This is a genomic window from Nocardia sp. NPDC005745, from assembly GCF_040630775.1.
Lineage (GTDB): Bacteria > Actinomycetota > Actinomycetes > Mycobacteriales > Mycobacteriaceae > Nocardia.
The window spans coordinates 13571-26551 of the sequence record NZ_JBEXYF010000039.1 but is presented as its reverse complement, the minus strand read 5'-3'; the positions used below and the strand labels follow the sequence as shown (position 1 = coordinate 26551).

Genomic DNA, 12981 nt, shown 5'->3' with positions numbered 1-12981 from the left:
ACGATGGGGTAAGTTGGCCGCGGAATGCTCGCTCTCTGCGCCGTGTCCGACTGTGCAAGAGATGCGAACCTGAGCGGAGGTCGACGTGGCGTACTGCCGAGGACGCGTGGCCGGCACGGGAGGTGGATTGTGAGTTCCGAAAGCGCGCCCCGGGCGCTGGAGGTCGAGGTGCGGTCGGCGGAGGGCACGGTGGTCGTCACCGTGCACGGCGAGATCGACATGGCGTCCGCGCCACGCTTGCAATCGGCGCTCGACGAGGCGCTGCGCGACACACCGGCCGCGGTCGTGGTGGACATGTCGAACGTCGGGTTCCTCGGCTCCGCTGGGCTGAGCGTCCTGCTGGCGGCCTCGGAGGCCACCGGTTCCGGTGGCTTGCGTGTGGTCCCCAGTGACGCGGCGCGCAGGCCGATCGAGGTCACCGCGCTGGACCGTTTGCTCACGGTATTCGACTCCGTCGAGGCCGCGCTGGCAGTCGACGAGACCCAAGCCCCCAGCTGAGCCCCCAGCTGAGCCTCCGGCACCGCATCGGTGCCGCTCGGACCCCGCCACGGTTTCGACCCCGCGTCGCCGGGTATCTGCCCGGTCGTCGGCACCGTGCCGATCTGAGCGCACCGGGAGGAGGCCGTATGGCAGACAACCGCGAACACCGACTGGTGGGAGTGCCCGCGGTGGCGGCACTGGCGGATCTCGGATTCGCCTCGGTCGCCTCGGGGGTCATCGCGCGACGTCGGCCGGTCCTGGGCCTGCTCGAACGCACCGGGGCCGATTCGCGGGCGATCGAGCGCGTGCGGCAGCTGCGGCGGGAGTTCGGTGCTGGTCCGGTCGAGCTGGTGGTGCCGGGGCGCCGGATCGTGGTCGTTCTCGACCCGCAGGACGTCGGGCGGGTCCTGGCCGACGCACCGACGCCGTTTCACCCGGCCAATCGCGAAAAACGCGCCGCACTGCGCCAGTTCCAGCCGCACGGTGTCCTGTTGTCCGAAGGCCCGATCCGCGATCAGCGCCGGGCCGTGAACGAGGCGGCGCTGGAGTCTGCCGAGCCGCTGCACCGGCTGGCCGGGCCGTTCGCCGAGGCCATCGCGGAGGAGGCGCGCGAGATGATCGCGTCCGCCCTGCACCGCGGTCACCTGGACGCGCGGCAGTTCACCACACGGTGGTGGCGACTGGTGCGACGGATCGTGCTCGGTGAGCGTGGTCGCGACGACACGGTGCTCACCGACGAGCTGTCCCGGCTGCGCTCGGCGGGCAATTGGTCGTTCCTGGCGCCCGCGCATCGCAGGCAGCGCGATCAGTTCACCAATCGGCTCTACCGTCACGTCGAGTCCGCTCCCCCGGACAGCCTTGCCGGGGCGCTGGCCGCGGTGCCCGCGGGCGGGGCGACCGATCCGGTCGGGCAGATACCCCATTGGTTGTTCGCCTTCGACGCGGCGGGCATCGCGCTGAGCCGGGCGCTGGCCGTGCTGAGCACCCATCCCGAGCACCACGCCCGCGCGCTGGCGGACGCCGTCGACCCGGACCGCGTCGACCTGCGCGGATATCTGCGCGCCTGCGTGCTCGAGTCGGTACGGCTGTGGCCGACCACGCCCATGTTGCTGCGCGACATCACCGCCGACACCCAATGGCGCGACGGCGACGAGCGCTTCACCATCGCGGCGGGCGCGGCACTGATGATCGCGGTCGCGGCGTTCCACCGGGACGCCGAGCTGCTGCCGTTCGCCGACCAGTTCGTCCCGGAGATCTGGCTCGACGGCCGTGCGGAGCAGTACCCCCAGTTGGTGCCGTTCAGCGCGGGCCCCGCCGACTGCCCGGGCCGCAACCTGGTGCTGTTCGTCACCAGCGCGCTGCTCGCGCACCTGTTGACCTCCGCCGACTTCCGGCTGCGGTCCACGCCCCGGCCGTACCCGGACGCTCCGCTGCCGGTGACCTTGAACAATTTCGGACTCGACTTCACCGTCGAGCCGTGCATGACGCAAGCCGGCTGATCGTCTATCGCGGAAGGCTCGCTTCCGCGACAGCTGCCATGATCGAGCCATGCTGGAAACCTCCGCACGCCTGTTGCGGCTGCTGTCGCTGCTGCAACTGCGGCGCGACTGGACCGGGCCCGCGTTGGCCGAACGGCTCGGCATCTCCACCCGGACCGTGCGCACCGACATCGAGCGCCTGCGGACGCTCGGGTACCCCGTGCATGCCACACCGGGCGTCGCCGGGGGTTACCGGCTCGGGGCCGGATCGGCGTTGCCGCCGCTGCTGCTGGACGACGAGGAAGCCGTGGCGGTGGCGGTCGGACTGGTCACCGCCGCCAACGGAGCGGTCACCGGCATCGAGGAGACATCGGTGCGGGCGCTGACGAAACTGCGGCAAGTGTTGCCGTCTCGATTGCGGCACCGCGTCGACACGCTGACCGCGGCCACCGTGCACGTGTCCGGCGACGGGCAATCCACCGTGGACGCGGCGGTGCTCACCGCGGTCGCGGACGCGATCCGGGCGAGCGAGCGATTGCGCTTCGACTACGAAAGCCATGGCGGCGCACCCTCCAGCCGGGATGTCGAGCCGCACCGGATGGTGCACTGGTGGGGTCGCTGGTATCTGGTCGCGTGGGATGTGGGGCGCGGCGACTGGCGTACCTTCCGCGTCGACCGGATCGCGCCGAAGGTTCCGTACGGGCCACGATTCACGCCCCGCGCCGTCTCCGAGGAGGAGATCGCCGAGCGAGTGCAGCGCGGCGTGGGCGCCGCCACTTGGCGCTACCGTGCCCGGGTCCGTATGGCCGCCCCGGCGGAAGTGATCCGGGCGCGGCTGCCCGCGGCGGTGGAGGTGATACCGGACGGGCCGGACCACTGTGTGGCGCTGGTGGGCTCGGATTCCCCTCGAATGCTGACGTGGTATCTCGGCCTCGCCGATGTCGAGTTCGAGGTGCTCGACTCCCCCGCGCTCACCGAACACCTGGTCGCCACGGCCGACCGTTTCCGGCGGGCGGCCGGGCGGAAATGACGTGGGATCGCGAGCTTTCGCCCAGACGAAACGGCCGCGCTCGATGCCAGGGCACCGAGCGCGGCCGACAGTGCCCCGCGAATCGGTCCCGTACTAGCGGCTGGCGCCCGCGGCGGCACCGATGAGGCCGCCGACCACGCAACCGGGGAAGACCCCCACGATGAAGAACACGAGACCGACCAGCGCCCCGATCGCACAGCCGATCGCCACCCCGCCCAATGTGGACCCCGCGTCACCGATGAACTGCGGCGCGCCCGGTTCCGGGATGGCGGCTCCGATGGGGCTCAAGGTCAATGTCGTCCCGGCCGCATCGATGTCGGGCGCCACTTCGACCTGCTGGCCGAACATGGACACCATGGTGGTGGGCACCGTGGTCACGACCGACCCGTCGGGCCCCAGCACCGCGATCCCCCCCGGTGTGCGGGCGAATGTACCGGAGTCGAGCGTGACCACAGCGCTCGTCCGGTCCGGCGCGACGGACGTTGTGTAGGAGACACCGCTCTCGTTCCCGCTCACCACGGGGTCGTAGATCTCGGCATGACCGTACGCCGTCGCCGCGGTCACGCCGGTGGCGGCAATGGTCAGCAGCGTGGTCGCAACCAATTCTCTGAACTTCATGAGCCTTCCCATCCTCAGCAGATTCGATCTGTCGTTACCTGGGTACAGCCGTGAAACACTAGCGATTATAGGCGTTGGGCATCACCATTTCCGAAACTTGAGAATGTCCGAAATGTCTTGCCCGCCAAGCGGTTCGGCGGTCATCCAGGAGATGACGGGAAGGCTGCTCCCGCTACTCCAGCTCCCCCTCGGTCTCCAAGTAGACCTGCCGCAGTCGATCGAGCGTGTCCGATTCGGGGTGTTCCCACAGTTTGCGCTCGGCCGCCTCCAGCAGCCGCTCGGCAATGCCGTGCAGCGCCCAAGGATTGGACTGCTCCATGAACTTCCGGTTCACCTCGTCGAAAACGTAGCTCTCCGAGAGCTTCTCGTACATCCAATCGGCTACCACGTTGGTGGTGGCGTCATAGCCGAACAGGTAGTCGACGGTCGCCGCCATTTCGAACGCGCCCTTGTAGCCGTGCCTGCGCATAGCCTCGAGCCACCGGGGGTTCACCACCCGGGCCCGGAACACCCGCGCGGTTTCCTCGGACAGCGTCCGGGTGCGCACCGCGTCCGGGCGGGTGCTGTCGCCGATGTAGGCCTCCGGGTTCTCGCCCGTCAGCGCGCGCACCGTCGCGACCATGCCGCCGTGGAACTGGAAATAGTCGTCGGAGTCGGCGATGTCGTGCTCGCGGGTGTCGGTGTTCTTGGCCGCCACGGCGATCCGCCGGTACGCGCCGCGCATGTCCTCGGCGGCGGGCGCGCCGTCGAGGTCGCGGCCGTAAGCGTAGCCGCCCCAGGTGGTGTACACCTGCGCGAGATCGTCGTCGGTGCGCCAGCTCTTCGAATCGATCAGCTGCAACAGGCCGGCCCCGTAGGTGCCGGGCTTGGAGCCGAAGATGCGGGTGGTGGCGCGCCGCCGGTCGCCGTGCTCGGCGAGATCGGCCTGGGCATGCGCCCGCACGTAGTTCGCCTCGCCCGGCTCGTCCAGGTCGGCGACCAGGCGGACCGCATCGTCGAGCAGGGCGAGCACGTGCGGGAACGCGTCGCGGAAGAAGCCGCTGATGCGCACCGTCACATCGATGCGGGGACGGCCGAGTTCGGCGAGCGAGATCACCTCGAGCGTGCTGACGCGGCGGCTCGCCTCGTCCCACACCGGCCGGACGCCCAGCAGCGCGAGGACTTCGGCGATGTCGTCGCCGGAGGTGCGCATGGCGGAGGTGCCCCAGATCGACAGGCCCACCGACCGCGGGTACTCGCCGTGATCGGCGCGGTAGCGCTCCAGGAGCGATTCCGCCATGGCCTGCCCGGTCTCCCAGGCCAACCGGGACGGCACGGCCTTGGGATCGACCGAGTAGAAATTGCGTCCGGTCGGCAGGACGTTGATCAGGCCGCGCAGCGGCGAACCGCTCGGGCCCGCCGGGATGAACCCGCCGTCGAGCGCGTGCAGCACCCGCTCGATCTCCACGCCGGTCTGCCGCAGGCGCGGCACCACCTCGGTGGCCGCGAACCGCAGCACCCGGCGCACCTCGGGGTCGTCGGTGATGCCGTCCACCGCCTCGGGCGACCAGTCCGCCGCCTGCAACGCCGCGACCAGCGCGCGGGCGCGGTCCTCCACCGCGTCCACGCGTTCGCGCGCCTCCCCGCCCGACTCGTCCAGGCCGAGGGCTTCGCGCAGACCGGGCACGGTACGCTCCCCGCCCCACAGCTGGCGTGCGCGCAGCATGGCCAGCACCAGATCGAGTTCGCTCTCCCCCGCCGGGGCTTGTCCCAGAATGTGCAGGCCGTCGCGGATCTGCACGTCCTTGATCTCGCACAGCCAGCCGTCGACGTGCAGCAGCATGTCGTCGAAGGAGTCCTCGTCCGGGCGCTCGGTGAGGCCGAGGTCGTGGTCCATCTTCGCGGCGCGCATCAGCGTCCAGATCTGCTGGCGGATGGCGGGCAGCTTGGCCGGGTCCAGCGCGGAGATGTTGGCGTGCTCGTCGAGCAACTGCTCCAGACGTGATATATCGCCATAGCTTTCGGCCCGGGCCATCGGCGGGATCAGGTGATCCACCAGGGTGGCGTGCGCGCGCCGCTTGGCCTGAGTGCCCTCACCGGGGTCGTTCACCAGGAACGGGTAGATCAGCGGCAAGTCGCCGAGGGCGGCATCGGTTCCGCACGAGGCCGACATGCCGAGCGTTTTGCCCGGCAGCCACTCCAGGTTCCCGTGCTTGCCCAGGTGCACCATCGCGTCCGCGCCGAAACCCTCGGGCGATCCGAGCCACCGGTAGGCCGCCAGGTAGTGGTGACTGGGTGGCAGATCGGGGTCGTGGTAGATCGCGACGGGGTTCTCGCCGAAACCACGCGGCGGCTGCACCATGAGCGCGACATTGCCGAAACGCAGCGCGGCGACGACGATCTCCCCGCCCGGGTCGGACGAGCGGTCGACGTAGAGTTCGCCCGGCGGCGGGCCCCACGCTTCCACGACGGCCTCGCGCAGGTCGCCGGGCAGGGTGTCGAACCAGGTCGCGTAGGCGGCCGCGCCGATGCGGATCGGGTTGCCCTCGAGCTGTTCGGCGGTCAGCCAGTCGGGGTCCTGGCCGCCCGCCGCGATCAGGGCGTGGATGAGGGCGTCGCCGTCCCGCTCGTCCAGGCCGGGGACCTCGCCCGGTGCGCCGAGATCGTAACCGGCGGTACGCATTTCGGTGAGCAGGCGGATCGCGCTGGCCGGGGTGTCCAGGCCGACGGCATTGCCGATGCGGGCATGCTTGGTCGGGTAGGCCGACAACATGACCGCGATGCGCTTGCGCGCGGCGGGGATGTGGCGCAGCCGCGCGTAGCGCGTCGCGATACCCGCGACCCGGGCGGCGCGCTCGGGATCGGGGACGTAGGTGGACAGGCCGTCGGCGTCGAATTCCTTGAACGAGAACGGGACCGTGATGATCCGTCCATCGAATTCCGGCACCGCGACCTGGGTGGCGACGTCCAGCGGTGACAGCCCGTCGTCGTTGGCCTCCCACTGCGCGCGGCCGGTGGTCAGGCACAGCCCTTGCAGGATGGGCACGTCCAGGTCGGCGAGCGCACCGACATCCCAAGCCTCGTCCTCGCCGCCCGCCGACGCGATGGCGGGCTTGGTGCCGCCTGCGGCCAGCACCGTCACCACCAGCGCGTCGGCGCGGCGCAGGGTCGCGATCAACTCGGGTTCGGGGGTGCGCAGCGACGCGCAGTACAGCGGCAGCGCCCGCGCGCCCGCCTGTTCGATCGCGGTGCACAGCGCGTCGACGTAGGCGGTGTTGCCCGCCAGATGCTGGGCGCGGTAGTAGATCACCGCCACCGTCGGCCCGTCGGCCTGCCCGGTGGCGCCCCGGTCCAGTTCGCCCCAACTGGGCAACTGGATCGGGGGTTCGAAGCCGTGGCCGGTCAGCAGCACGGTGTCGGACAGGAAATTGTGCAGCTGGCGCAGGTTCTCCGGGCCGCCGGCGGCGAGGTAGTTGTGCGCGTCTGCCGCGACACCACCCGGCACGGTGGAGCACTCCATCAGTTCGGCGTCCGGGGCGATTTCGCCGCCGAGCGCGACGAGCGGGATCCCGCTCGCGCGCAGCGCCTCCAGCCCGTCCTCCCAGGCCCGCTTGCCACCGAGGATGCGCACGATCACCAGATCGGCGCCGTCGAGCAGGCCGGGCAGGTCATCGACCAGCAGGCGAGCCGGATTCCCCCAGCGGTAGTCGGCGCCGCTGGCGCGGGCACTGAGCAGATCGGTGTCGGACGTGGACAACAACACAATCACGGGTGGCAGCCTTCCTCGGGTGACGCGCCCATCGGGGGGGTTCGCTGCTCGCCGGGGAGGGTCTGGCTTTCTACAGTGGCGCGACCGCACCGGACTTCCACCGGTTTCCTCGTCGTCCGCCGAGCACGCCGATGCTACCTGCCGTTCGGGCCGGGCTCGTCCACGCGTCCGCCCCCCTGCGCCGTCCGGCGTTCGCGGTCACTCGACCGGGCGGCCAGGAAGTCGTCGACGAGCCGCGCGCATTCGGCCGGGGTGGTCGGCGCGAGTCCGACCAGCCTGGCGAAGACGATCGGGCCGACGAGCTGGGTCAGCGCCGGCATCACGTCGAATTCGCCGAGCTGGGCGCGCACCTCCGGATCGCCGAACAGCTGATCGAACGGCTTGCGGTACTGCTCGATGAGCCGCTGGCGCAGCGAGGTGAACGCCGGACCCGCACCGGACGCGCCGCGCTCGCCGGTGGCCAGCCACGCCAGCGTGGACATCTGCAACGGGGCCTCGTTGACGACCGCGGCCTGCCTGCTGACCAATTCGGTGAGCCGTTGCCGCAGCGGACCATCCGGCGGCGCCTCGACGACCGGAGGGAGCAGCCGCTCGAGCGTGGCGGCGCGCAACTGCACGGCGTTGTCGAAATGCCGGTACAGCGTGGTGCGCGCGACCTTGGACATGGTCGTCACCGCTTCGACGGTGACCGCTTCCAGCCCACCGGATTTCAACAGCGCCGTCGCGGCGTCCAGCAGCCTGGCTCGGGAGCGCAGCTTGCGCGGATCGACCTCGTCACCGGGATCAGGGTGGTGCGGGGGCGGTTCTGCGGCACCGGTCATGGGTCGAACATTCCTCCTTCGCGACGCCTATCGCCACCCCGCGCACTTATGCTACTGATAGTAGCGTAGCGATACTGACAGTTTTGTTCTGCCGGGAGGCGCCATGGAGTCCACCACGAGAAGTCTGTCAGCCGCTCAGCGCTGGATGTTGACGATCTCCTGTGCCACCGTGGCCCTCGTCGTCGCCTCGATGGCGGCTTTGTACACCGCATTGCCGGAGATCGCCGCCGCCACCGGAGCCAGCCAGCAGCAGCTCACCTGGGTCATCGATGGGTACACCCTGGCGCTGGCCTGCCTGGTTCTCCCGGCGGGCGCGCTCGGCGACCGATACGGGCGGCGCGCCGTCCTGATCATCGGGCTGTTCGTGTTCGCGGCGGCCTCGGCGACGCCCGTCCTGCTCGACACGCCCGGCTGGTTGATCGCGGGCCGGACGGTGGCCGGTGTGGGGGCCGCTCTGGTCATGCCCTCGACGCTGTCGCTGATCACCGCCGGATTCCCCGAGTCACGGCGCAGCAATGCCGTCGGGCTGTGGGCGGGTGTGGCCGGCGCGGGAGCGGTGCTGGGCATCCTCGGGTCGGGCCTGCTGCTGGAGCGGTGGTCGTGGGTCTCGATCCTGCTCGCCATGTCCATCGCGGGCCTGCTCCTGATGATCGCGGGATTCACGCTGCCGGAATCGGTCGACCGGGCACGTCGCGCGGTGGATCTGTGGGGCGCGCTCACCTCGGCCGCGGCCGTCGGATCGCTGGTGGTGACCGCGATCGCGGCGCCCGAGCGCGGCTGGCTGGATCCGCTGGTGATCGGCACGGCCGTCGGCGCGGCGCTGGCGGCGGTGGCGTTCGTGATGGTGGAGACACGGGTGGCACACCCGCTGCTGGATGTGCGCCTGTTCACCCATCGAGGCTTCGGTTCGGGGACCGCGGCGGTGACCCTCCAGTTCCTCGTGTGCTTCGGGACCTTCCTGCTGATGGTCCAGTTCCTGCAGCTGATCCTCGGGTACGGGCCCCTGATGTCGGCGCTGGCGATGGCGCCGATGGTCGTGCCGATGGTGGCGATCTCGGCGGTGGCGCACCGGCTGACCGAACGTGCCGGACTGCGGCTACCGATGGCCGGCGGGCTGGTGATCATCGGGATCGCGCTCATCGCGCTCTCCGGCCTCGACGTCGACAGCACCTACCTCGATCTGCTCTGGCCGTTCCTGATCATGAGCAGCGGTACCGGACTGTGCACCGCACCCGCGACGGCCGCGATCATCGCGGGCACCCCGGTGGAGAAACACAGCGTCGCCGCCGCGGTGAACGACGCGGCACGCGAAGTGGGCGCGGCAGTCGGCATCGCCATCGCGGGCAGTATCCTGGCCGCCGGGTACAGCACCCGCATCGCGCCCGCCTTGCCGCAGGTGCCCGAACAGATTCGCGAACCGGTCGGCGACTCACTGGCCGCGGCGCTCGAGGTCACCGAGCGGGTGGGCCCGCAAGCCGCGCCCCTGGCCGAGTTCGCCGAGTCCGCCTTCGTCTACGGCGCCCAGCAATCCGCGCTGGCGCTGGGCATTCTCACCCTCGTCGCCGCGATACCGATCGGTGTGTGGGCGCCGGGACGGTCGCGCGCGAAAGCGAAAACCGCGGCCGCGCGGCCGGAAACGCAACCGACCACGCCGCGATGACAGCTCGCGATGCCGCCGCGGCACGACCGCACACCACGACCCCGTCGCCGATGTGACAGCGGCACGCGAGACGATTGCGCGAACCCGATCCGGGTCGCCGAACGGTCCCCGCCCGCGCGCACCGGACCTACACCAGGTCGGCGTTCCCGTCGATCACCTTGAGGTGGTAGTGGAATCGGTTGACCCGCCACCCATCCGCCGTGCGTTCGACGCCGAGGGAGTAGCTGCCGACGAAGGTGCGGGTCTTGCCCTCGACCGCGGCGTTCTTGACATGCACCGCGATGGCGTCCGCGTGCACGCGCGCCGTGTCACCGTCCAGATCGATGAGATGGTTGCCCGATTGGTGGTGCACCCCGTCGAGGTCGGCGAGGCCGGTGCGCCAATCCGCGATGATGTCGGCGGCGGCCCGCTCCCCGACCGGCCCGCCGAACCCCCCGTCGAAATCCACTCTCGGCGTGAAGACCTCGGCAGACAAATCTTCCCAGCGCTTCTGATCGGTGTACACGAACATTTTGGTGATCACATCGATGATGTCGAGCCGGTCGGCGAGCGTGGAGATTTCGGACATACGGCGACCTTAGTCGGCGCGTGCGTGCGAGGTCTTGCGGACCATCCCGCCCAGCAGCACCAGTCCGGTGTCCGGAAGATCGTCGTCGAGCCATTGTTGCAGCGGAACGACACCGGGATCGATCATTTCGAAGCCATGGAAGAACGACTCAACCACGGCCGGCGACCGGTAGACCACCTGGGCCGAGGAGTTGGCGGTATCCGACGACGACTGCGTGATGAAGTCCGGATCGCTGTCGGCGGAGCCGTGTGTGAACGCCAGGTGGCTTCCCGGCGCCATGGCCGCGCCGAGGCGGGCGACGATCGCGGCCGGGTTTTCGTCGTCCATCACGAAGTGCAGGACCCCGACGAGCGTGATCGCCACCGGTTCACCGAAGTCGATCACCCCTTCGTTGCGCAGCCGATCGAGAATGTCGTCCGGCCTGCGCACGTCGCCCAGCACGGCCGTGACCCCCTCGGCCCCGGCGAGCAGAGCGCCGCAGTGCGCGTACACGACCGGGTCGAAATCGACGTACGCCACCCGCGCCGACGGATCGACCTTGCGGGCCACCTCGTGCACGTTCGGTGAGGTCGGGATACCCGCGCCGAGATCGATGAACTGCCGGATCCCCGCCTCCGCGGCCAGCTCGACCGCCCGCACCAGGAACTTTCGACTGAACCAGGCCAACGTGCGGGTGTCCGGTGCGATGGACAGCATCCGGTGCGCCACCACCCGGTCGATCTCGTAGTTGTCTTTGCCGCCCAGCAGATAGTCGTATACCCGGGCGGAATTCGGCAGATTCGGATCGACGCCCCGCGGTGCTCGCTCCATGCCGCACACCGTACCTCTTCGATCACTCCGGTCGGGTTCGTAAGGAATTGCCCTTTCCCGTCGCCGCCGTGCGTTCCGGCGCAGCGAACCTCTACCGGCCGAAAGCACTGCGGGAGAGTGAATTACCGTTGCGTCCCGGACTCGGTCGCCGCCGCGAGCACCTCGGCCCTCGCCATGAGTACGTCCGCCACCGGGCGGGGGCGACGGCCCAGTCCGCACGCGCAGGCGACTCCGTCGACCGGGCGGCCCAGCGCATTCTCCAGAGTCCGCAACGTCTCCAACTGCTGTGTCTCGGTAGGAACATCGTGCACCAACCCGGCATAGAAATCGGTGCCCGTGGCCAAAGCCAGATCTGCCAGCGGCGCATAGAATTCCGGATCGGCGGGGGGCGGTATGTCGCCGGCGGCGACCGGGCCGTGCACGAATTGCAGGATGCGCCCCTGCGGCCAATGCCGGACGACGGAATTGGCCAAATCGACCAGCGGCCGGGTATCACGCAACTTTCCCCGGGCTTTGTTGCGCAGGCTGCCGAGGCACAGGTGCACCCCGAAACGGGTCCCCTCGGGAGCCGCCGCGGCCAGCGCGGCGATCCCCTCACCCAGTCCCAGCGCCCGATCGACCAGCCGGTGCGACGGCTGCGCCCTGGCCGTGAGCACCAGTTCCGCGGTGGCCTCCAACTGCACGACGACGTCGTCGCCGGCCAGCGCGCGGATAGCCGCGATCTCGCGCACGGTGGCGTCGAAGAAGGCTCGGCGATGGCGCCGCAGACCGGCGGCTCCCATGGCGATGAACGTCAGGGTGAGGTCGGTCGGCATGCCGATCTGGAGCGCGAGGCCGGGCAACTCGCGCACGCCACGCAGTTCGCGGAAGATCCGCAGTGCCTCCTCCGCCTCCCGGAGATATCCGAGATCCATGATTTCCCCGCGCAATTCGGCGCCGCGAGCGACGCGATGGATCGTTCGGTCCCGGCTCGACCGCCACGTCCCCGGCTTCTTCACCGCCAGGACACCCTGGGTGACCAGGTCTTCGATGATCGGCTGGATGTAGAACTCGTAGCGCCGCGTCTCCCCGGTCGGCAAGGTACGCAGCCGCGCCCCCGCGCTGTCCAGCATGGCCTTCATCGCGACGTCCGTGCTCTCGGCCGGAAAGCTTCCGACGAAGTGCACCGTTCGCGTACCCGCCCGTTGTCTCGTCGTACCCATGTTCCCGCGCTCCTCGCTCATCGCGTCGTCCCGGACATCCGCGCTCCCGACGCGATATCGGGCGCGGCCGGGTGCACGCGTGCGGCATCAACTATGCGATAGCCACCGAACATTGTGTGCGGTATCGTCATTCGCCGATAGTCACCAGGCATGACCGGCTCCGGCTCGGAAGGCATTCGGCCATGAAGAAGCTCTACGCCCGCATGATGAAGGCCGCCTGCCCCATCGACCCGGAGACGATGGAGACCACGGTGCCGTTCCTGCAACACGAGATCGTGCCGCATGCCATGGCCGATCACGGCGCCCGGCAGATCTTCTTCTTCGTCGATCGGCAGGACAACACCGTCTTCTCGATCACGATCTACGACACTCGCGAAGACCTCGACAACGCGATGCGCGAAGCCGACAGTGAGTACCGATTCGCCAGTCTCGCCGCGCTGGGGTGCACCGCCATCGACGCCCGTTCGTTCGAGGTCGTCGCCGGAGCGGTCGCCGACGGAGCCGCCGAATTCGACTTCGCCACACTCGTCCCGCCGGTGCACGATTGACTGCCCGAGTCCCGAAAT

At 69.7% G+C, this 12981-nt stretch carries 11 protein-coding genes; 5 read left to right on the top strand and 6 right to left on the bottom strand.

Annotated features, from left to right (window positions below; translation table 11 throughout):
• Window positions 1–129 precede the first annotated feature (129 nt).
• From ABZ420_RS30405 to ABZ420_RS30395, 3 genes are all read left to right on the top strand, one after another.
• Window positions 130–498 (top strand): STAS domain-containing protein, encoded by a 369-nt coding sequence (locus ABZ420_RS30405; protein WP_357129869.1) that lies wholly within the window; start codon window positions 130–132, stop codon window positions 496–498.
• A gap of 128 nt (window positions 499–626) precedes the next feature.
• Window positions 627–1979, top strand: a complete 1353-nt coding sequence (locus ABZ420_RS30400) for a cytochrome P450 (protein WP_357129866.1) — start codon at window positions 627–629, stop codon at window positions 1977–1979.
• Window positions 1980–2028: 49 nt separating this feature from the next.
• Window positions 2029–2988, top strand: a complete 960-nt coding sequence (locus tag ABZ420_RS30395) for a YafY family protein (RefSeq protein WP_357129864.1) — start codon at window positions 2029–2031, stop codon at window positions 2986–2988.
• A 93-nt stretch (window positions 2989–3081) separates the two neighbouring features.
• Here the strand turns inward: ABZ420_RS30395 and ABZ420_RS30390 are convergent, their stop codons facing one another.
• From ABZ420_RS30390 to ABZ420_RS30380, 3 genes are all read right to left on the bottom strand, one after another.
• Complete coding sequence (locus ABZ420_RS30390; RefSeq protein WP_357129862.1) at window positions 3082–3606, bottom strand: hypothetical protein; 525 nt, start codon at window positions 3604–3606, stop codon at window positions 3082–3084.
• Window positions 3607–3778: 172 nt separating this feature from the next.
• Window positions 3779–7354, bottom strand: a complete 3576-nt coding sequence (cobN, locus tag ABZ420_RS30385; RefSeq protein WP_357129859.1) for a cobaltochelatase subunit CobN — start codon at window positions 7352–7354, stop codon at window positions 3779–3781.
• Window positions 7355–7488: 134 nt separating this feature from the next.
• The gene (locus ABZ420_RS30380) at window positions 7489–8175 is read right to left on the bottom strand and encodes a TetR/AcrR family transcriptional regulator (RefSeq protein WP_357129856.1); all 687 of its coding nucleotides are present in this window, start codon (window positions 8173–8175) and stop codon (window positions 7489–7491) included.
• Between the two features lie 103 nt (window positions 8176–8278).
• Between ABZ420_RS30380 and ABZ420_RS30375 the strand changes: the two genes are divergently transcribed.
• Window positions 8279–9835, top strand: a complete 1557-nt coding sequence (locus tag ABZ420_RS30375; RefSeq protein WP_357129853.1) for an MFS transporter — start codon at window positions 8279–8281, stop codon at window positions 9833–9835.
• A 127-nt stretch (window positions 9836–9962) separates the two neighbouring features.
• On the opposite strand, the gene ABZ420_RS30370 is transcribed toward ABZ420_RS30375, so the two are convergent.
• The 3 genes from ABZ420_RS30370 to ABZ420_RS30360 all read right to left on the bottom strand — a co-directional run bounded on the left by ABZ420_RS30370 (window position 9963) and on the right by ABZ420_RS30360 (window position 12415).
• The gene (locus tag ABZ420_RS30370) at window positions 9963–10403 is read right to left on the bottom strand and encodes a nuclear transport factor 2 family protein (protein ID WP_357129849.1); all 441 of its coding nucleotides are present in this window, start codon (window positions 10401–10403) and stop codon (window positions 9963–9965) included.
• 9 nt (window positions 10404–10412) lie between these two features.
• Window positions 10413–11213, bottom strand: a complete 801-nt coding sequence (locus tag ABZ420_RS30365; RefSeq protein WP_357129846.1) for an SAM-dependent methyltransferase — start codon at window positions 11211–11213, stop codon at window positions 10413–10415.
• 122 nt (window positions 11214–11335) lie between these two features.
• On the bottom strand, window positions 11336–12415 hold the full coding sequence (locus tag ABZ420_RS30360) for a hypothetical protein (protein ID WP_357129843.1): 1080 nt from the start codon (window positions 12413–12415) through the stop codon (window positions 11336–11338).
• Window positions 12416–12597: 182 nt separating this feature from the next.
• Between ABZ420_RS30360 and ABZ420_RS30355 the strand changes: the two genes are divergently transcribed.
• A complete protein-coding gene (locus ABZ420_RS30355; RefSeq protein WP_357129840.1) occupies window positions 12598–12963 on the top strand; it encodes a hypothetical protein in 366 nt (121 codons plus the stop codon).
• The last annotated feature ends 18 nt before the right edge of the window (window positions 12964–12981 follow it).

Bases quoted from the DNA above. Each gene is read 5' to 3' on its own strand.
- ABZ420_RS30400 (WP_357129866.1), top strand. From the start codon at position 627: ATGGCAGACAACCGCGAACACCGACTGGTGGGAGTGCCCGCGGTGGCG.
- ABZ420_RS30395 (WP_357129864.1), top strand. From the start codon at position 2,029: ATGCTGGAAACCTCCGCACGCCTGTTGCGGCTGCTGTCGCTGCTGCAA.
- ABZ420_RS30390 (WP_357129862.1), bottom strand. From the start codon at position 3,606: ATGAAGTTCAGAGAATTGGTTGCGACCACGCTGCTGACCATTGCCGCC.
- ABZ420_RS30380 (WP_357129856.1), bottom strand. From the start codon at position 8,175: ATGACCGGTGCCGCAGAACCGCCCCCGCACCACCCTGATCCCGGTGAC.
- ABZ420_RS30375 (WP_357129853.1), top strand. From the start codon at position 8,279: ATGGAGTCCACCACGAGAAGTCTGTCAGCCGCTCAGCGCTGGATGTTG.
- ABZ420_RS30370 (WP_357129849.1), bottom strand. From the start codon at position 10,403: ATGTCCGAAATCTCCACGCTCGCCGACCGGCTCGACATCATCGATGTG.
- ABZ420_RS30365 (WP_357129846.1), bottom strand. From the start codon at position 11,213: ATGGAGCGAGCACCGCGGGGCGTCGATCCGAATCTGCCGAATTCCGCC.
- ABZ420_RS30360 (WP_357129843.1), bottom strand. From the start codon at position 12,415: ATGGGTACGACGAGACAACGGGCGGGTACGCGAACGGTGCACTTCGTC.
- ABZ420_RS30355 (WP_357129840.1), top strand. From the start codon at position 12,598: ATGAAGAAGCTCTACGCCCGCATGATGAAGGCCGCCTGCCCCATCGAC.